Annotated in this window: 19 protein-coding genes and 1 tRNA gene; 10 read left to right on the forward strand and 10 right to left on the reverse strand. The window is 72.2% G+C overall.

What is annotated here, in order from left to right; translation table 11 throughout:
- Nucleotides 1–95: 95 nt before the first annotated feature.
- Nucleotides 96–1,028 carry a LysR family transcriptional regulator gene (locus tag JJI54_RS05090; protein WP_203071537.1) on the forward strand — a complete coding sequence of 311 codons (933 nt, stop codon included), beginning with the start codon at nt 96–98 and terminating at the stop codon, nt 1,026–1,028.
- A complete protein-coding gene (locus tag JJI54_RS05095) occupies nt 1,025–2,617 on the forward strand; it encodes a GMC family oxidoreductase (RefSeq protein ID WP_203071539.1) in 1,593 nt (530 codons plus the stop codon). The genes JJI54_RS05090 and JJI54_RS05095 overlap by 4 nt, the downstream gene beginning before the upstream one ends.
- 207 nt (nt 2,618–2,824) lie before the next feature.
- On the opposite strand, the gene JJI54_RS05100 is transcribed toward JJI54_RS05095, so the two are convergent.
- Complete coding sequence (locus JJI54_RS05100; RefSeq protein WP_203071541.1) at nt 2,825–3,808, reverse strand: Bug family tripartite tricarboxylate transporter substrate binding protein; 984 nt, start codon at nt 3,806–3,808, stop codon at nt 2,825–2,827.
- Between the two features lie 140 nt (nt 3,809–3,948).
- Here JJI54_RS05100 and JJI54_RS05105 point away from each other — a divergent pair, with 140 nt between their 5' ends.
- Together JJI54_RS05105 and JJI54_RS05110 are read left to right on the forward strand one after the other, a co-directional pair.
- Nucleotides 3,949–5,838, forward strand: coding sequence for a transglycosylase domain-containing protein (locus tag JJI54_RS05105; protein ID WP_203071543.1), 1,890 nt, complete (start codon nt 3,949–3,951; stop codon nt 5,836–5,838).
- Between the two features lie 14 nt (nt 5,839–5,852).
- A complete protein-coding gene (locus JJI54_RS05110) occupies nt 5,853–6,446 on the forward strand; it encodes a HAMP domain-containing histidine kinase (protein WP_203071545.1) in 594 nt (197 codons plus the stop codon).
- Here the strand turns inward: JJI54_RS05110 and JJI54_RS05115 are convergent.
- The 7 genes from JJI54_RS05115 to JJI54_RS05145 are packed head-to-tail and all read right to left on the reverse strand — an operon-like array spanning nt 6,430 to nt 10,083.
- Nucleotides 6,430–6,876 (reverse strand): type II toxin-antitoxin system VapC family toxin, encoded by a 447-nt coding sequence (locus tag JJI54_RS05115; RefSeq protein ID WP_203071547.1) that lies wholly within the window; start codon nt 6,874–6,876, stop codon nt 6,430–6,432. The two genes, JJI54_RS05110 and JJI54_RS05115, sit on opposite strands and share 17 nt — an antisense overlap.
- Nucleotides 6,873–7,121 (reverse strand): type II toxin-antitoxin system Phd/YefM family antitoxin, encoded by a 249-nt coding sequence (locus tag JJI54_RS05120; RefSeq protein WP_203071548.1) that lies wholly within the window; start codon nt 7,119–7,121, stop codon nt 6,873–6,875. Before JJI54_RS05120 ends, JJI54_RS05115 begins: the two co-directional genes overlap by 4 nt.
- A gap of 54 nt (nt 7,122–7,175) precedes the next feature.
- Entirely contained in the window at nt 7,176–7,733 is a 558-nt protein-coding gene (locus JJI54_RS05125; RefSeq protein WP_226381375.1) for an NUDIX domain-containing protein, read from the reverse strand.
- A gap of 16 nt (nt 7,734–7,749) precedes the next feature.
- The gene (locus tag JJI54_RS05130; protein ID WP_203071552.1) at nt 7,750–8,625 is read right to left on the reverse strand and encodes a DMT family transporter; all 876 of its coding nucleotides are present in this window, start codon (nt 8,623–8,625) and stop codon (nt 7,750–7,752) included.
- Between the two features lie 3 nt (nt 8,626–8,628).
- On the reverse strand, nt 8,629–9,471 hold the full coding sequence (gene folD, locus JJI54_RS05135) for a bifunctional methylenetetrahydrofolate dehydrogenase/methenyltetrahydrofolate cyclohydrolase FolD (protein ID WP_203071554.1): 843 nt from the start codon (nt 9,469–9,471) through the stop codon (nt 8,629–8,631).
- Nucleotides 9,468–9,770, reverse strand: a complete 303-nt coding sequence (locus JJI54_RS05140; RefSeq protein WP_203071556.1) for a DUF167 domain-containing protein — start codon at nt 9,768–9,770, stop codon at nt 9,468–9,470. Before JJI54_RS05140 ends, folD begins: the two co-directional genes overlap by 4 nt.
- A 1-nt stretch (nt 9,771) precedes the next feature.
- On the reverse strand, nt 9,772–10,083 hold the full coding sequence (locus JJI54_RS05145; RefSeq protein WP_203071558.1) for a YggT family protein: 312 nt from the start codon (nt 10,081–10,083) through the stop codon (nt 9,772–9,774).
- 114 nt (nt 10,084–10,197) lie between these two features.
- Here JJI54_RS05145 and JJI54_RS05150 point away from each other — a divergent pair.
- Nucleotides 10,198–10,273: transfer RNA gene (locus JJI54_RS05150), tRNA-Ala, on the forward strand.
- Nucleotides 10,274–10,404: 131 nt separating this feature from the next.
- Here the strand turns inward: JJI54_RS05150 and JJI54_RS05155 are convergent.
- Nucleotides 10,405–11,067, reverse strand: a complete 663-nt coding sequence (locus JJI54_RS05155; RefSeq protein WP_203071560.1) for a TetR/AcrR family transcriptional regulator — start codon at nt 11,065–11,067, stop codon at nt 10,405–10,407.
- Nucleotides 11,068–11,213: 146 nt separating this feature from the next.
- Between JJI54_RS05155 and JJI54_RS05160 the strand changes: the two genes are divergently transcribed.
- The 5 genes from JJI54_RS05160 to JJI54_RS31870 are packed head-to-tail and all read left to right on the forward strand — an operon-like array spanning nt 11,214 to nt 15,635.
- Entirely contained in the window at nt 11,214–12,071 is an 858-nt protein-coding gene (locus tag JJI54_RS05160) for a fumarylacetoacetate hydrolase family protein (protein WP_203071562.1), read from the forward strand.
- Between the two features lie 43 nt (nt 12,072–12,114).
- Nucleotides 12,115–13,104 carry a Bug family tripartite tricarboxylate transporter substrate binding protein gene (locus JJI54_RS05165; RefSeq protein ID WP_203071564.1) on the forward strand — a complete coding sequence of 330 codons (990 nt, stop codon included), beginning with the start codon at nt 12,115–12,117 and terminating at the stop codon, nt 13,102–13,104.
- Between the two features lie 9 nt (nt 13,105–13,113).
- Nucleotides 13,114–13,656 carry a carboxymuconolactone decarboxylase family protein gene (locus tag JJI54_RS05170; RefSeq protein ID WP_203071566.1) on the forward strand — a complete coding sequence of 181 codons (543 nt, stop codon included), beginning with the start codon at nt 13,114–13,116 and terminating at the stop codon, nt 13,654–13,656.
- A gap of 13 nt (nt 13,657–13,669) precedes the next feature.
- A complete protein-coding gene (locus JJI54_RS05175) occupies nt 13,670–14,713 on the forward strand; it encodes a VOC family protein (protein WP_203071568.1) in 1,044 nt (347 codons plus the stop codon).
- Between the two features lie 13 nt (nt 14,714–14,726).
- The gene (locus JJI54_RS31870) at nt 14,727–15,635 is read left to right on the forward strand and encodes a LysR family transcriptional regulator (RefSeq protein ID WP_318987446.1); all 909 of its coding nucleotides are present in this window, start codon (nt 14,727–14,729) and stop codon (nt 15,633–15,635) included.
- Between the two features lie 18 nt (nt 15,636–15,653).
- Here the strand turns inward: JJI54_RS31870 and JJI54_RS05185 are convergent, their stop codons facing one another.
- The gene (locus tag JJI54_RS05185) at nt 15,654–17,294 is read right to left on the reverse strand and encodes an FAD-dependent monooxygenase (RefSeq protein WP_203071570.1); all 1,641 of its coding nucleotides are present in this window, start codon (nt 17,292–17,294) and stop codon (nt 15,654–15,656) included.
- Between the last annotated feature and the right edge of the window lie 212 nt (nt 17,295–17,506).

Here is a 17,506-nt window from a genome sequence, read left to right on the forward strand (position 1 = left end):
CCCTCTTGGCGCCCTGTATGGTCCCGCAACGGCCCGCCCTTCCAACAGCGGGACGGAACACCCATCATCACCAGGACGAATGATGGGGTGGCGACTTGGCCGATCTGCAGAACCTCGACCTGAACCTGCTGCGCGTCTTCGACGCGGTGGCGCGGGAGAGGCATGTGACGCGCGCGGCGGAGAAGCTGAACCTCTCCCAGCCCGCCGTCTCCAACGCGCTGTCGCGGCTGCGCGCGGCGCTGAAGGATGAGTTGTTCCTGCGCCGTCCCGGCGGCGTGGAGCCCACGGCCCTGGCCCTGTCGCTGGAAGGCCCCGTGGCGCAGGTGCTGGACACGCTGCGCACCACGCTGGCGGACCATGCGCCCTTCGACCCCGCGACGACGGATCGCGTCTTCACCCTGGCGATGAGCGAGTATGCGGAGAGCGTGCTGGTGCCGCCGCTGCTGGAACTGATGGCGAAGGACGCGCCGCGCGCGCTGGTCGCGGTACGGCACGCCGACCGCACCAATGCGATGGAGATCCTGGAGGCCGGCACGGCGGAGATGGCGATCGCCGTGCTGCCGGAACCGCCCGCCCTCTACACCCGCGTGCGCCTGCTGCCGGAGGGCTTTCTCACACTGGTGCGGCCCGGCCATCCGCTGGCGGAAGGGCCGATGACGCTGGAGCGCTTCACCGCCTTCCCGCACCTGCTGCATTCCGCCAACGGCTCGCGCGACGGCGCGCTGGACGGGCCGTTGACGGAGGCCGGGCACCCCCGCCGGCTCGGCGCCGTCGTCGCGCATCTCGGCGCGGTGCCGGACATCCTGATGCGGACGGACATGGTGATGTCGCTGTCGGGCCGCCTCGCGCAGCGTCTGGCGGAGACGCATGGCCTCGTGCTGCGCCCCTGCCCGGTGGAGCTGAACCACACGCGCCTCAGCCTCGTCTTCCACCGCCGCTTCGAGGCCGATCCCGGCCATGCCTGGCTCCGCCGCCTGCTGCTGAGCGTGGCGCGGGAGGTGGGGCCGGTGCCGGGCGTGGGGGCGTGACGCCCCCCCTTTTCGACTTCGTGGTGGTGGGCGCCGGCAGCGCGGGCTGCCTGCTGGCGGACCGGCTTTCGGCGGGGGGCGCTTCGGTCGCGGTGATCGAGGCCGGCGGCCAGGACCGGCATCCCTGGCTGCACATCCCGGCCGGCTATGCCCGCATCCTGACGCATCCAACCCTCACCTGGGGATTCGCCACCGCGCCGGACGCCGCCACGGGCAACCGGGCGCTCGACTACCCGCGCGGGCGGGTGCTCGGCGGGTCCTCCGCCATCAACGGGCTCGGCCATGTCTGGGGCGATCCCTCGGATTACGACCTCTGGGCGCAGAAGGGCTGCACGGGCTGGTCCTGGGCGGACCTCGCGCCCCATTTCGCCGCCTATGAACGGGCGGAGGAGCAGGCGCCGCATCGCGGCCGGGATGGCGCGCTTGCTGTCGAGCACCTCGCGGAAGTGCCGCCGCTGGTGGCGAAGCTGCGGGAGGCCGCCGCCGCCATCGGCCTGCCCACGCCGCGCGACATGAACGGCCCGGTGCGGGAGGGATTTTCCACCTTCCAGCAGACGCGGCGCGGGCGGCGGCGGCATTCCGCCGCCAGCGCCTTCCTGCGGCCGGCGCTGGCGCGCGGTGTCGCGCTGTTCGACAACGCGCTCGCCTTGCGGATCGTGGTGCAGGATGGCCGCGCCACGGGCGTCGCCATCCGGCGCGGCGGCGTGGAAAGCATCGTCGCGGCGCGGCGGGAGGTGATCCTGAGCGCGGGCGCGATCGGCTCGCCCCACCTGCTGATGCTGTCGGGCCTCGGCCCCGCGGAGCATCTGCGGGACCACGGGATCGACGTGCTGCGGGACATCCCCGGCATCGGCCGGAACCTGCAGGACCACTACATCGCCCGCATGACCTGGCGGCTGACCGACCATCGCTGGTCCGCCAACCGCCGCATCGCCTGGCCGCGACTGGCGCTGGAACTCGCCCGCTGGGCGCTGCGCGGCGATGGCGTGCTGACCTGGTCCCCCGGCATGGTCGGCGTCTTCGCCAGGACGCTGCCGGGGCTGGAGGCGCCGGACATCCAGCTGAATGGCGGCCCCGTCTCCTGGGCCGAGGGAAGGATCGGCGTGCCGGACCCGGAGCCCGGGCTGACGCTCGGCGCCTGGCAATGCCGGCCGCTGTCGCGGGGCAGCGTGACGCTCGCCTCGGCCGATCCCGCCCGCGCCCCCGTCATCGCGCCGCGCTTCCTGACGGCGGAGGAGGATCGCGCCGCGGTGGTGCGGGGCATCCGCCTGGCGCGGCGCTGGATGGCGGCGGAACCGCTGCGCGGGATCGTCGCCGGTGAACTCCGCCCCGGCGCCGCCCTGCAATCCGATGAGGAACTGGCCGCCTTCGCCGCGGAGACCGGCGGCACCGTCTATCACCCCTCCTGCACGGTTCGCATGGGGGGCGAGGGCACGGGCGCGCCGCTCGACCCCGCGCTCCGGCTGCGCGGCGTCGACGGGCTGCGGGTGGTGGATGCCTCCGTCTTCCCGGACATCCCGGTCTGCAACATCAACGCGACGGTGCTGGCGGTGGCGCAGAAGGCCTCGGGGATGATCCTGGCAGGTTGAGGGCGATGGCCGGGTGGCGGTCCAATACCGATGTGCGGAAATGCTGGCGCATTTCCGCCCTCAGACGCCGGCGCGGCCATCCGGCCGCTTGGCTTCGCCGCATAAGCGGCGGGCCGCATTCGCGGCCTCGGCCGACGGTGTCGGCCGCAGGTCACGACATATGCTCGGCGGTGTAATGCCCGCCATCCGCGCCATCGCCGCCGGGCCTCAGCCTTCCTCGAAGCGCAGGCCGCGGGCGCGGATCAGCGTGCCCCACTTCTCCGTCTCGCTGCGCTTGTGGGCCTCCGCCCCCGCCATGTCGGTGCCATGCAGCAGGAAGCCCACTTCCGCCGCGCGGGTGCGGACATCGGGCTGCGCCAGGCCGTGCAGCGCGGCGGCGGACAGGCGGCGCGCCACGGGATCCGGCGTGGCGGCGGGAACCCACCACATCACCCAGCTATTGGCCTCGAAGCCCGGCGCCACCGTCTCCGCCATGGTCGGCACATCGGGCAGGGCCGGCACGCGGGACGGCGTGCACACCGCCAGCGCCTGCAGCCCGCCCTGGCGGATCTGGCCGAGCGCGGCCGGCATGTCGGCGAACATGAAGTCCACCACGCCGGCGCGCAGGTCCGTCAGCGCCGGCGCCGTGCCGCGATAGCCCACCAGCGTGAAGTCGCCCCCGCTGGCGCCGCGATAGAGCTCCGCCGCCAGCTGGTGCGGCGTGCCGGACCCGCCGGTGGCGCCGGAGAGGCGGCCGGGATTGGCCTTCAGGTGGCGGTCGAACTCGCCCACATCCGCCCAGCGCCCGCTGCGCACCACCAGCACGAAGGGCGTCGTCGCCAGCCAGGTCAGCGCCTTGAACTCGCCCAGCTCATAGCCGGGCTCCCGCATCATGAAGGGCGCGATGACGGAGGAGATGGGCGCCAGCAGCACCGTGGTGCCATCCGCCGCGGCGCGGGCCACGCTGCGGGTGCCGACGGCGGCGCCGGCGCCCGGGCGGTTCTCCACCACCATGGGCTGGCCGAGGAAGCCCTGCATGTGCGGCGCCATGGCGCGGGCCAGGATGTCCGGGCTGCCGCCGGGGGCGAAGGGGTTGATCAGCCGCACCGGGCCGGGCGGCGTCCAGTCCTGCGCCAGGGCAGGGGTGGCAAGGCCGGCCAGGCTGCCGGCGGCGGCAAGGCGCAGCGCCGCGCGCCGCGAAAGATCGGTCATGGAGGAGGTCCCTGTTCGAGGAGTCGGGCGGCCTTCTGCGGGCTGCCATCGCGGTCGCAGATGGACGTTCCGTCACTGAAAGGCAAGGAATCACTGCGCCGCTGGGGCGCCCGGGGGCGGCCATGCTACAGCCGCGATGGATGGCCCGAATCGCCCGCAAGCCGGAACCGCCTGCCGCCCGGGCCAGCCCCCGGCGCGCCGCCCCGCCGGCGCCCGCGAAGCGCCCGCGCCGCGCCTGGCGCTGGCTGCGCTGGCTGGTGCTGCTGGCGGTCTGGGGCGGCGTGGCGCTGGCGGGCCTGCTGCTGTTCCTCACCTGGGACCTGCCGCGCACCGACCTGGCGCTGACCACGACACGGCGCGCGGGCGTCACGCTGGAAGCGACGGATGGGCGCATCATCGCGACCTCCGGCGACGTGGTCGGCGACATCGTCCGGCTGCGCGATCTGCCGCCGCATCTGCCGGCCGCGGTGATCGCCATCGAGGACCGGCGCTTCCGCGACCATCTCGGCATCGACCCCATCGGCATCGCCCGCGCGGCCTATGTGAACCTCACCACCGGCCGCGTCGCGCAAGGTGGCTCCACCCTGACGCAGCAATTGGCAAAGAACCTGTTCCTGACGCCGGAGCGCAGCTTCCGCCGCAAGGCGCAGGAAGCCGTCATGGCGCTGTGGCTGGAATGGAAGTTTAGCAAGGACGAGCTGCTCGAGATCTACCTGAACCGCGTCTATCTCGGCGCCGGCGCCTATGGGGTGGATGCGGCGGCCAGGCTCTATTTCGGCGTGCCGGCGGCGCGGCTGAACCTCTGGCAATCGGCCATCCTGGCGGGGCTGCCCAAGGCGCCATCTCGCCTCAATCCGCGCAGCGCGCCGGAAGCGGCGGCGGGGCGGGCGGCGGAGGTGCTGGCCGCCATGGCCGATGTCGGCGTCATCACCCCCCGCCAGGCGACCCAGGCGGCGGAGGCCATCCGCATCCCGCCGCGCCCGTCCCGCGACTCGGGCTGGTTCGCGGATTGGGTGATGGATGACCTCGGCAGCCGCTTCCCCGGCAATGCCGACCTCGTGCTGCGCACCACGCTCGATTTGCGGATGCAGGCGGTGGTGGAGGCGCGGCTGGAGGCGCTGCTGGCCGGCCCCGGGCAGCGCGCGCGGGTCGGCCAGGGGGCGGTGGTGGCGATGGAGGCCGCGACCGGCAACATCCGCGCCATGGCCGGCGGGCGCGACTATCGCAGCACGCAGTTCAACCGGGCGACGCAGGCGCGGCGCCAGCCGGGCTCCGCCTTCAAGCCCTTCGTCTTCCTGACGGCGCTGGAGGCGGGGGCGACGCCGCAGGACCCGGTCGCGGACGGCCCGCTGACGCTGGGCGGCTGGTCCCCGGGCAATGGCAGCTGGCGCCCCCGCGGCGAGATCACGCTGGAGGAGGCGCTGGCCCATTCGGTCAACACCTCGGCCGTGCGGGTCCTGCAGCGCGCGGGCGGCGCGCGCGCGGCGATCGAGACGGCGCGCCGCTTCGGCCTGCCCGGCCCCTTCCAGCGCGACGCGACCATCGCGCTCGGCACCGGGGAGGTGACGCTGCTGGACCTGACGGCCGCCTATGCCCCCTTCGCCAATGGCGGGCTGCTGCCGGACCCGCGCGGGCTGGCCGCCGCCCGCGCCGATGGCCGCGCCGTGCCCGTGGCGCCCCCGGCTTCGCGCCGCGTGACAACGCCGGAGGCGGCGCAGGCCATGCGCCGGATGCTGGACGCGGTGGTGGCGCGCGGCACCGGCCGCGCCGCGCAGCCCCCCGGCGCGCGCGCCGTGGCGGGCAAGACGGGCACGACGCAGGATTTCCGCGATGCCTGGTTCATCGGAATCGCGCCCGTTGCGGGCGCGGGACTCGTCATCGGCATATGGCTCGGCAACGATGACGGGTCGCCGATGGTTGATGTGGCTGGCGGCACCCTGCCGGCCCGGCTGTTCCGGGATATCCTGGAGGGACTTGCCCAATCCGAGCCCGTGCCATCCGCCTCGGGCGGCGGCACGGCCGGGGGATGAAGGAGTGTCCGGCCTTGGCTGAAGACTTGACCGCGCAGCGCCATGACCGCCTGCGGCGCATCGCGCCGGCGGTGCAGCATGACATCAACAACGCCATGATGGTGCTGGCGTCGAACCTGGAGCTGCTGGGCCGCAGCGTGGCCGATGGCGCGCCGCGCCGGCAGTTGGATCGCTGCATCGAGGCCTCGAAGCGGCTGGACGCCACCATGCGCGGCTTCCTCGACGCCGCGCGGCGCCCGGTGGAGGAGCCGACCCGCGCTTCCCTGGCCCAGGCGCTGCGGCAGGTGCTGCCGCTGCTGGCCGTGGCGGCCGGCGCGCGGCATGGCGTGGACCTGACTCTGGCGGAGGGGGTACCGGAAGTGGCGCTGGATCGCGCCCGCCTGGACTTGGCGCTGCTGGCGCTGGTGCAGGATGCCGTGCCCGGCCTGCCGCAGGGCGCCCGCATCGGCCTTGCCGTGGAAAAGCGGGCGGAGGCGGTGTCGCTGGCGGTGACGCTGCCGGAGGGCGTCGCACCCTCCGACCGCGCCATGGACCTGCTGGCCGAAGCGGCCCGCGGGGGCGTGCTGGAAGCCGGGCCGGTGCTGACCTGGCCTACCAGACCAGCCTGACGCCATAGGCCGCGAAGGCCGCATCATTGGTGATGATGGGCAGGCCGGTCGCGATGGAGGTCGCGATCAGCATCCGGTCCATGGGGTCCCGGTGATGCGGCGGCAGGGTGGCGGCGCGGGCGGCGATGTCCCAGTCCACGGCCAAGGGCTTGTAGCCGCGTTCGCGCAGGAAGGCCGGGAAGCCAAGGTCGTCGAAGGGCGCGAAAGGCGGCAGCCTACCATCGGCAGCCTTGCGCGTGATCTCCCAGACCGTTTCCGCGATGACGTAGACCTCCCCGCCCTGCATGCCCGCTCGGCCGGCCGCGGACATACCGGCGCCCGCGAGGGCATGGAACACGATCAGGGCACAGGCATCGGCGAGGCAGGCGCCCGGCGGATAGGCCGGCCAGCCTGCCGCGGCCTCCGCGAAGCCTTTGCGGGTCGGGCTCAATCCCAGCCCTCTTCCTTCATCTGCTCATCCGTCAGGGGAGCGAAGATGGCGGGGTCGTAGACGAAGTTCTCCCAGCCCGGCAGTTTCCGCAGGTCGCCGGGCTCCCGCTGCACCTTCGGCGCCACCGCCGTGATGCGCGCCACCGGCACGCCGTTGCGGGCGACAATCACGTCCTGCCCCGCCTCCACCTCCGCCAGGATCTGGGAGAGGTGGGTCTTCGCCTCATAGACGTTCACGGTCCGCATGGCGGGCTCCGTCGGGTTGACCAAGCCTTGACTAACCCGTCGCGCGCAGCCTGGTCAAGGCTTGACCAAGCCCTTGACCAGCAGCAGCCCCCAGGCGGCCATGGTGATCGCGTCCCGGATCTCGCCCTCCCGGATCATGCGGTCGAATTCGGCGCGCGGGATGCGGCGGGCGATGAGGTCCTGTTCCTCCGTCTCCAGCGCCGCCTCGCCTCGCGTCAAGCCGGTGGCGAGCACGATATGCGCGCCCTGGTTCATCGTGCCCGGCGCCTCGAACATCGTGCCGACATGCCGCAACTCTGCCGCGACCAGGCCGGTTTCCTCTCGCAGCTCATGCGCGGCGACCACCAGCGGGTCCGTCCCCGGCGGGCCCCACATGCCCATGGGAAATTCCCAGAGCCGCTCGCCCACGGGGTAGCGGTATTGCTGCACCAGCTCGATCGACCCGTCGGCATGGATCGGCACCACCAGGGTGAAGTCGTCCTTCTCCACCACGCCGTAGATGCCCGGGGAGCCATCCCGCCGGCGGATCGCATCCTCCCGCACCCGCATCCAGCGATTCTCGTAGGCGATGCGGGTCGCGGTCGCGACGATGTCGGGGGTCTGGTCGGTCAAGGTCGGTCTTCCCGGTTCATCCGCGCGATCGGGCATGCAACAGCAGGGCCAGGCCCGACAGGGTCAGCAGCCCGCCGAGGATATCGCTGAGGAACAGCCTTTCCCCCAGCAACGCCCAGCCGAAGACCGCGGCGACGGGCGGCGCCAGCAATTGCAGGGCGGAGGCGGTGGAGGTCGGCACCCGCTTCAGCATGAGGAAATAGAGGGCATAGGCCCCGATCCCCACCACCAGCATGGACCAGAGCAGCGCCGCCAGCGTCGCGGGCCCGGGCAGCCCCGGCGGTCCGCCTTCCAGCATCAGCGCGAGGGTCAGGCAGAGCAGGGCGGAGACGGCGGTCTGGCCGAGGCTCGCGGCCCACATGTCCACGCGCCCCTTGGCGGGGGCGAAGATCAGCAGCCCCACCGCCTGCCCGGCGGCGGCGACGATGGCGAAGCCGAAGCCCGCGGCCTCCGCCCCATCCAGCCCGTCCAGCGCGCGGAGGAAGCCCAGCAGCGCCACCCCAGCCCAGCCCAGCAGCAGCCCGACCCAGGCGAGGCGGGGCAGGGGCCGGCGCAGCACCAGGCTCTCCCCGGCCGCGACCAGCAGCGGCGTCGTGGCGCAGATCAGCGCCACCAGCCCGGTCGGGATGCGCGCCATGGCGAGCCAGGCGCAGGCCAGGTAGCCGCCCATGCCGAAGAGGCCGAGCGCCGCGACCCGCAGCGCATCGCCGGCGGAGGGTACCCGCCCCCGCATCGCCACCGCGATGGCCAGCAGGATCGGCGCCGTCAGCCCGAAGCGGATGCCGAGCGCCCAGAGCGGCGGCCATTCCCGCACCACCACGCCCGCGACCGTGAAGGCCGAGGCCCAGATCGCGACGAAGCTGCCGCCGATCAGCCAGCCGCCCCGTCCCACGGGCTATTTCCTTCGCGCGATCGCCGCGTCCAGCGTGTTCTCGAGCAGGCAGGCAATGGTCATGGGGCCGACGCCACCGGGCACCGGCGTGATCGCCGCCGCCCGCGTCGCGGCCTCCGCATAGGCGACATCGCCAACGAGCTTCCCATCCGGCAGCCGGTTGATGCCGACATCGATGACGGTCGCACCCTCCGCGATCCAGTCGCCACGCACCATTTCGGGCCGCCCGACAGCGGCCACCAGGATCTCCGCCCGGCGGCATTCCGCGGGCAGGTCACGGGTGCGCGAATGGACGATGGTGACCGTGCAATCGGCCGCCAGCAGCAGCTGCGCCATGGGCCGGCCGACGATGTTGGACCGCCCGAGCACCACGGCCCGCGCGCCCGGCAGCACGGCGCCGGAGGCCGCGAGCAGGTGCATCACCCCCTTCGGCGTGCAGGGCACCAGCCCCGCCTGGCCGGACGCCAGGCGCCCGGCATTCAACGGATGGAAACCGTCCGCATCCTTCTCCGGCGCCACGGCGGAGATGACGACATCCGCCCGGATCTGCGGCGGCAGCGGCAACTGCACCAGGATGCCGTCCACCGCCGGGTCGGCATTGAGCTGCGCCACCACGGCCAGCAGCTCGGCCTCCGTCGTCGCGGCGGGCAGGGCGATGGTGGCGCTGTCGAAGCCCACCTCCTTCGCCGCCTTGTCCTTGTTGCGGACATAGACGCCCGAGGCCGGGTCATCCCCCACCCGCACCACGCGCAGCCCGGGGCGGTAGCCGAGGCCGGCCACCCGGGCCGCGATGCGCTGGCGAAGATCGGCGGCGACCGCCTTGCCGTCGATGATCCGGGCCGTCATGCGATGAGCTTTTCCAGTTTCGGGATCAGGTCCGCCGGGTCGCCGGCGATGCGGAACACCTTCTGGCGCGACCCGCCCCCTTGCAGCAAGTCCACGGCGGAAGGCGCGACGCCGAGCGCCTTCGCCAGCGCCTGGCCGATGGCGCGGTTGGCGCGCCCATCCTCCGCCACTTCCGCCACCGCCACGCGGATGGCGCCGCCATCCGGCGACAGTCCGCCCACCATGGGCCGCTTCGCCCGGGGCTGCGCCTTCACCGCCAGGTCCACGCCATCGGCGCGGCAGCGCCAGGGCGTGGCCATGTCAGAAGTAGAGGCCGCCCCGCAGCAGGTAGCCCTGGATCGCGCCCAGCGCGATCTGCGCCGCGGTGATCAGCAGCAGGACGACAAGGGGCGAAAGGTCGATGCCGCCCAGGTTGGGCAGCTTCCCGCGCACCGGCCGCAGTGCGGGTTCCGTCACGCGGTAGAGGAAATCCGCGATCGTCCAGACGATCCGGTTCCGCCCATCGAGCACGTTGAAGGCCAGCAGCGTCTGCACGATGGCGGCCAGGATCACGGCCCACCAGAACAGGTCGAGCGCCGCCCGGAGAAGGAAGAACACGGCATCGAGCAGCATCAGCGCACCCCAGGTGTTGCGGCCGGAACCTAGTGGGCCAAGGGTTACCGAACAAGGCACGGCCCCCCGCTTGACACCTGCCGGTCGCCCGACGATAACGCGCCCCCACGGTGCGGGGGTGTAGCTCAGTTGGTAGAGCGCGTCGTTCGCAATGACGAGGTCAGCGGTTCGATCCCGCTCACCTCCACCACCGTTTCCCCGATCGCAGGCGCCTAGTCCCAGTCGGCACGGCCCATGCCGCGCGGGCCCGCGATGGCGTTCCGCACGCCGTTCCGGCTAGCCTCTGCGGCCCGGCGATGAGCAGCGGCCCTTACCGGTCGCCTACCCCACCTCGCCCTCTCCCGGATCGAGCCCGACGATCTGCAGCAGCAGCATGCTGCGCAGCAGCGCGATCCCCTCCGCCGCAACCGGCCGCGCCGATCGCAGCCATGCGCGGACGGCACCGCTATAGGTCGAGTAGAGCGTCAGGGCGACGAGGTCCGGTGGCCACCGGGTCCCGATGCGGCCCTGCGCCTGTGCCGCCGCGACCAGGCGACCCAGCCCGGCGATGATGAGGCTGCGGTCCGGCAGGTGGTTCCGGCGTGACGGGCTGAACATGTCGAAGGTGATCTCCCGCAGCAGCACGCGCGCCAGCGCGGGGTCACGGGCGAAGACCTCGTAGTTGCCCTGGAAGACATGCAGCAACTGCCCGATGAAGGGCTGCGCCGGATCGAGCGTGCGGAACGGCTCCGTGCTGAGCCGGCTGATATCCTCGGTGTAGAGAAGGAACAGCAGGTCCCGCTTGTCATGCGCATAGGCGAAGATCGTGCCGAAGCCGACACCGGCCAGCGCGGCGATCTGGCGCAGCGTCGTGTCGTCGTAGCCGCGCTCCGAGAATAGCTGCAGGGCGGCGTTCCGGATGCGGTCAAGCTTGTCCCGCTTGTTCCGCGCGCGCCGGCCCGTCGCGGCCGGCTCTCCTGCCGTGCTGTTCACCTGGTCGTCCATGCACCCTCCGGGATGGCGCATCCTACAGGACGGGGCCGTGATGCCCCATGGCCCACGCCCTCCTCCGAAGGCGCTTGCCGTCCGCCCCATTTTCGATCACGATCGAATTTAAGGGAGGCCGCGATGAACCTGGCTGTGCACACCACATGAAGATCTGCCTGTTCGACAACGACCGCCTGGGCGTGGTGGAGGACGACGTCGTGCGGGACGTCACCCCCGTGCTGGACCGCCTGCCCGCCCATCGCGGCATCATGCCCCGCCACGATCCGCTGCTGGCCGCCCTGCCCGACCTGATGCCGGCGATCCGGGACGCCGCGCGGACCGCGCCCGCGAAGCCCGTCTCGGCCGTGCGCTTCCTGCCGCCCGTCGCCAATCCCGGTAAGGTCGTCGCCGCGCCGGTGAACTATCGCAAGCACCTCGACGAGGCGATCGCGGAGCCGGAGACCTTCTCCCGCGCTCATGTCCGCCAGATCCAGGAAAGCGGCCTGTTCCTGAAGGCGACCTCCTCCATCATCGGCACCTCCGACCCCGTGCGGCTTCGCCACACCGACCGGCGGAACGACCACGAGATCGAACTCGTCGCCATCATCGGCAAGGCGGGGACGGACATCGCGGCGGAGGACGCGCTCTCCCACGTCGCGGGCTATACGCTCGGCCTCGACATGACGCTGCGCGGGCCGGAGGAACGCTCCTTCCGCAAATCCGGGGACAGCTACACCGTCCTCGGCCCCTGGATGGTCACGGCCGAGGCGTTCGGCGATCCCGGCGATGTCGATGTCTCCCTCGAGGTGAACGGGGAGCCGCGCCAGCGCGCGAATACGCGCGACCTGATCCTTTCCGTGCGCGACCTGATCGTCTTTGCGTCATCCTTCTACACGCTGCATCCCGGCGACGTGCTGATGACCGGAACGCCCGAAGGCGTGGGCCCCGTCCGGCCCGGCGACGTGATGCGCGCGAGCGTCGGCCGCGTGGCCACGGTGGAGGTCCGCGTCGAGGCTGCCTGACCGCCTTCTTGAACGACAAGCACAACACAATGGGAGGAATGTCATGACCGGAATCACGCGACGCGGGCTGGTGGCCGGCGCCGGGCTGGCGACGCTCGGACCGGCCCTCGCGACGCCCGCCCTGGCACAGGCGGGCTATCCCAGCCGCAACGTCACCATCATCGCGCCGGTCGCCCCGGGCAGCCAGAGCGACATCTTCGCCCGCATCCTCTCCGCCCCGCTCGCCCAGCGCCTGGGCCGCCCGGTGATCGTCGAGAACCGTCCCGGCGGCGGCGGGATCGTCGGCACCCAGGCGGCGGTGCGGGCGGCGCCTGACGGGCACACGCTGATGCTGCATTCCAGCAGCGGGTCGCTGGTCGCGCCGCAGCTTCGCCGCCCGCCGCCCTATGTCACGCCGCGGGACCTGGTGGCCGTGGCCGTCACGCTCAGCGGCCCCTCGGTCATCGTCGTGAACCCTGCCATCCGCGCCACCACCATCCAGGAACTGGTGGCGGAGCTGAAGGCGAATCCGGGCCGCTTCAACCTCGGCAGCCACGGCGTCGGCGCCTTCAGCCACGTCGCCATGGAACTCTTCATGGCGGAGACGGGGACGCAGATGGTGCATTCCCCCTACAATGGCGGCGGACCCTTGGCCGCGGCCTTCGCCGCGGGCGACGTGCATGTCGTGCTGTTCGACATCCTGACGGCGCGGCCCTTCCTCGCCTCCGGCCAGGGGCGGCCGCTGGCGGTGGTGGGGGAACGCCCGGCGACGGCGCTGCCGGAGGTGCCGCTGGTGTCGGAGACGGTCGCCCCGGCGGTGAACATGGACTACTGGTTCGGCGTCTTCGCGCCGGCCGGCACGCCGGAGCCGATCGTCGAGCGGCTGAACGCGGAGATCGCCGCCATCATGGGCACGCCCGAATACCAGGCGCGCGCGACCGAGGCCTCCATGCTCACCACGCCGCAGCCCCTGCCCGCCATCCGCGCGCGGGTGGAGAAGGAGTGGGACGACTGGGCCCGCGTCATCCGCGAACGCAACATCGTCTCCCAATAGGCCGTCGCCATGGCCCGGATCCCGCTGCCGCGCCGGGAGGACATGCCGGCGGAATGGCACGACACCTATGACCGCATGCAGCGGGAGAGGGGAAACCCGACCTCCCACGTCTTCCTCGCACTCGCGAACCTGCCCAACCTGATGGATGCGCTGCTGTCCTTCACCGGGGAGATGAAGCGGGGATCGGTGCTGAGCCAGCGGCACCGCGAGCTCGGCATCATGATGACGGCGCTGGCCGCCAGCTCCGCCTATGAGTTCGACCACCACTGGAACCACGCGATCCGCGCCGGCGTGCCGCGGGCGCAGCTGGAGGCGCTGGACCAGTGGGAGACATCGCCCCTCTTCGACGACCGCGAAAGGGCCCTGCTGCGCTACGCGGTGGAAGCCACGCAGCGCATCCAGGTGGCGGACGAGACCTGGGAGGCGCTGACCCGCGCCTTCCCGCTGCGGGAGGTCATGGACCTCGTCATGGCGGTCGCCTGGTACAACGCGGTGGCGCGGATCAACGGGCCGCTGAGGATCGAGAACGAGCCGTGGTTCAAGCGGCTCTGAGAGAGGACGCGGCATGATCCCGCAGACGAATTTCGACCCGCCCTTCAACGTGACGCGGGCCAGCCACATCGTCCTGACGACGCGCGACCTGGCCGCCAGCAAGGCCTTCTATACCGGCGTCGTCGGGCTCGTGGTCACGGCGGAGGCGGATGGCGTCGCCTATCTCCGCGGCGTGGAGGAAAGCGCGCACCACTCGCTCGTGCTGCGCCAGGCGCAGGACGAGCCGGTCTGCGAGCGCATCGGGCTGCGCGTCCTGCAGGACCGGGACCTCGACCAGGCGAAGGCGTATTTCGACGCGCAGGGTATCCCCGCGCGCTTCGTGGACGTGCCGTTCCAGGGAAAGACGCTGCATGTCAGCGACCCCGAAGGCGTGCCACTGGAATTCTGCGCGCGGATGCCACCCCAGCCGCGGCTGCATGACCAGTTCCAGCTGCACAAGGGCGCGGCGGCGCTGCGGCTGGACCACTTCCAGCTGCTCGTGCCCGACGTCGTCGCCGCCAGCCGCTTCTACACCGATCTCGGCTTCCGCATCTCCGACTACTTCGTGGACCGGCCGGAGGATGAGCGGCCGCTCGGCATCTTCCTCTACCGCAAGAGCAACCCGCATGACGTGGTGTTCCTGACGCGGCCGGGGCCGGTGATGCACCATTTCGGCTATATCGTCGCCGATCTGCAGGCGATGTTCCGCGCGCTGGATACGGCGCACAACATCGGCTTCAGCCGCTGCCTCGAACGGGGTCCGGGCCGGCACGGGCAGGGCCACGTCCTCTACACCTATCTGCGCGACCCCGACGGGCACCGGGTGGAGATCCTGCCGGCCGCGATCCAGATGGGCGACATCGAGGACGAGCCCGTGCGATGGCATCGCGGCAACCGCCATGCCTGGGAATTGCCGCCGCCCAAAAGCTGGCTCTACGAGGCGACGCGGTTCAAGGACGTGGCGGTGCGGGAAGGCGCCATGGGCCATGGGCTGAAGTCGCTGGAGGATTTTCTCGAGTCTCAGCCGCGGCGCGGCTTCTCGGTCGAGACGACGCCTGCGCCCGCCGGCAAGGGATGACGGGAGTGCCCCGGTGCATCCGAGCACCATCAACGGCCTGCTGACCTTCCTCGCCGTCGCGCAGCACGGCAGCATCAACCGCGCCGCCGTCGCGCTGAACCTCTCGCAGCCCGCGCTGACGCGCACGCTGCAGCAGCTGGAAAGCCGGCTCGGCGCGACGCTGCTGACGCGCAGTTCGCGCGGCGTGGAGCTGACCGATTTCGGGCGCATGCTCGCCGACCGGGCCGCGGCCATCCAGCATGAGATCCGCGCGGCGGAGCAGGACATCCGTTCCTACCACAGCGAGGCCGATACGGCGCTGCATGTCGGCGTGGTCATGGTCCATCCGCTGCTGCCCTTCTGCCGCGCCCTGGTGGAGACGGTCGGCGCCGTGCCGGACCGCCACATCCGCCTCACCTTTGGCACGGCGGCGGAGATGATGGACCTGCTGCGCGCCGGGCAGGTGGAGGTCGTGCTGGGGCATCTGCTCGAGGGGCATGAGGCGAGCGACTTCGTGCAGGACCGGCTTGCGCTCGACGAGGTCGCGATCTTCGCCCGCCCCGGTCATCCGCTCGCGCGGCAATCCAGCATGACACTCGCCGAGCTGGGCGGGCAGCGCTGGGCGCTGGGCCCGCGCGAGGATGCCCTGGGCGGTGCCGTGTACCGGCTGTTCGAGACCGGCGGCGTCAAGGGCCCCGACGTCGCCATCGAGACCGACCTCACGCCGCTCCGCCGCGCGCTGGTGATGGAATCGGACCTGATCTCCGTGTTCCAGCTGCATCACGTGGCGGGGGAGGTCGCGGCCGGGCGCCTGGTCCGGCTGGCGCATGATCTCGACATCGCCCGGCAGCCCATCGGCATGCTGCGCATCGGCCGGCATTCGCGCATGTCGGCCGCCTTCCTCGCGGCACTCACGCGCCGCTACCGGGACGCGGATGTGTAGCGCGCGTCAGGGCCCTCGCTACGGCGGCTGGTGCCCCGTCACCACCGAGGCGATGGCGGCCGGGTCGGCGAAGCCGTCGCCGCGCCAGGCGACGTGCCCATCCGGCCTGACCAGCAGGTGGCGCGCCTCGTAGTCGCGCATCCCGGCGGCATCCAGCGGCAGCAGAAGGGTCTCCGCGCCGATGGCGGCCATGGCGGCGGCCAGCGGTGCCGCGTCCTCCGGTTCCGCGGTCAGCAGGGTGAAGTCCAGCCCGAGCCGGTCGAGGATCGACACCCCATCCGCCAGCCAGCGGTGCGGCAGGCGCGCGCCTGGCCGCGCCAGGGCGTGGTAGCGCAGCGCGCTGCGCGGCGGCTCCGGCGTGCCGTCGGGAACGACGATCGCCGAGGTTCCGTAGTCATCGCCGAGATACACGCCGACGCCGTCGAAATGCTTGTCATGCAGCGGCAGCAGCTCCGCGAACCGCGCCAGGGATTGCGCCCCTGCCTCGCCGGGATCCTCGATATGGGCGGCGGCGTGCATCGTCCTGTGCATGATGACGCGGTTCTCGGCGGATTCCTCGCTGTTGCGGATCGCCACCGGCCGGCGTTCGGCGGTGTAGCTCTCCAGCAGCCCGGGCCCGCCCCAGCCCCGCAGCACCGCGGCCAGCTTCCAGGCCAGGTTCACCGCATCGCCGACGCCGGTATTGAGCCCGAAGCCGCCGCTCGGCGGCATCAGATGCGCGGCATCGCCGGCAAGGAAGACGCGGCCCGACTGGAAGCTGTCGGCCACCAGCTGCTTGGGCACCCAGTGCCAGTGGTCGATCACCACCGCGCCCACATCCAGGCCGATCGCGCCGCGCAGCGCGGCGACCGGGTCGAAATCCTGGAAGCTCTCCCCGGCGACGAGGTAGCGCTGGAAGACCCAGAGTTCCCGCCCATCGATGGCGAGGAAGGACCCGGTCGCACCCGGCGCGAAGCTCCAGAGCAGGAAGCCCGGCGCCTTGCCCAGCGCGGGTATCAGCCCGGGCGCGCGGAAGAAGATGTTGACGGACTGGCCGACATCGCCGCTGCCGGACATGCGGGTGCCGAGCAGGCGCCGCACCTCGCTGCGTCCGCCATCGCAGGCGGCCAGGTAGCGCGCCCGCACCGTCGCCTCACCATCCGCGCCCTGGATCGTGGCCGTTACCCCCTCCTCGTCGGCCGCGAAGCCGAGGAGCTTCGTCCCGCGCCGCTCCGCCACCGAGGGGTATCGCGCGAGGCAGGCATGGATCACGGGCTCCAGCGCCTGCTGGCCGATGATCGTCTTGGTATAGGGAGACCAGGCGAGCGGCGGATAGGCGGCCAGCGTTGCCGCGCTGCGCGCCTGCACCGCGCCCTGGCTCGGGTAGCTCAGCCGTCCGAGTTCGCGCTGCGTCAGCCGGTTCGTGAAGACCACGTCGATCGGGAAGTCGAAGGGCAGCCCGGCCGCCAGCACCTGGTCCGCGATGCCCCAGCGGCGGAAGAACTCGACCGTGCGGGGACCGACCACGGCCGCGCGGGGCCGGTCATGGAAGCCGGGCTTGTCGTCAACCAGCAGGCAGTCGATCCCGCGCCGCCCGAGCTCGCAGGCCAGCGCCATGCCGACCGGCCCGCCCCCCGCGATCAGCACCTCGGTCTCCGTCGCCGCCTGCCCTGCCGTCATGCCGCTTCCCCCGCCTGGCGGCGAAGGTGCGGCAGCGCCCGGCGGCGTGGTAATGCCGGTTTGGGATAGCGGTATCAGGCCGGCGGCCGGCGCGCCTGCCACGCGCCCGCATAGCCCTATCGCAAACCGGCATTACCCAGGGCGGCGCGGCCGCCGCAGCCTGCGGGCAAGGGCGGGTTCGCCCGCCGCGCCAGGCGGACGGGCCGGCAAGA

The sequence above is a fragment of the Falsiroseomonas ponticola genome (assembly GCF_016805305.1).
GTDB classification, from domain to species: Bacteria; Pseudomonadota; Alphaproteobacteria; order Acetobacterales; family Acetobacteraceae; genus Falsiroseomonas; species Falsiroseomonas ponticola.

What these genes read in the sequence shown, in the direction of transcription:
- JJI54_RS05100 (WP_203071541.1), bottom strand. Translation starts at nt 3,808, where the DNA reads ATGACCGATCTTTCGCGGCGCGCGGCGCTGCGCCTTGCCGCCGCCGGC.
- JJI54_RS05105 (WP_203071543.1), top strand. Translation starts at nt 3,949, where the DNA reads ATGGCCCGAATCGCCCGCAAGCCGGAACCGCCTGCCGCCCGGGCCAGC.
- JJI54_RS05120 (WP_203071548.1), bottom strand. Translation starts at nt 7,121, where the DNA reads ATGCGGACCGTGAACGTCTATGAGGCGAAGACCCACCTCTCCCAGATC.
- folD (WP_203071554.1), bottom strand. Translation starts at nt 9,471, where the DNA reads ATGACGGCCCGGATCATCGACGGCAAGGCGGTCGCCGCCGATCTTCGC.
- JJI54_RS05140 (WP_203071556.1), bottom strand. Translation starts at nt 9,770, where the DNA reads ATGGCCACGCCCTGGCGCTGCCGCGCCGATGGCGTGGACCTGGCGGTG.
- JJI54_RS05145 (WP_203071558.1), bottom strand. Translation starts at nt 10,083, where the DNA reads ATGCTGCTCGATGCCGTGTTCTTCCTTCTCCGGGCGGCGCTCGACCTG.
- JJI54_RS05155 (WP_203071560.1), bottom strand. Translation starts at nt 11,067, where the DNA reads ATGGACGACCAGGTGAACAGCACGGCAGGAGAGCCGGCCGCGACGGGC.
- JJI54_RS05160 (WP_203071562.1), top strand. Translation starts at nt 11,214, where the DNA reads ATGAAGATCTGCCTGTTCGACAACGACCGCCTGGGCGTGGTGGAGGAC.
- JJI54_RS05165 (WP_203071564.1), top strand. Translation starts at nt 12,115, where the DNA reads ATGACCGGAATCACGCGACGCGGGCTGGTGGCCGGCGCCGGGCTGGCG.
- JJI54_RS05170 (WP_203071566.1), top strand. Translation starts at nt 13,114, where the DNA reads ATGGCCCGGATCCCGCTGCCGCGCCGGGAGGACATGCCGGCGGAATGG.
- JJI54_RS05175 (WP_203071568.1), top strand. Translation starts at nt 13,670, where the DNA reads ATGATCCCGCAGACGAATTTCGACCCGCCCTTCAACGTGACGCGGGCC.
- JJI54_RS05185 (WP_203071570.1), bottom strand. Translation starts at nt 17,294, where the DNA reads ATGACGGCAGGGCAGGCGGCGACGGAGACCGAGGTGCTGATCGCGGGG.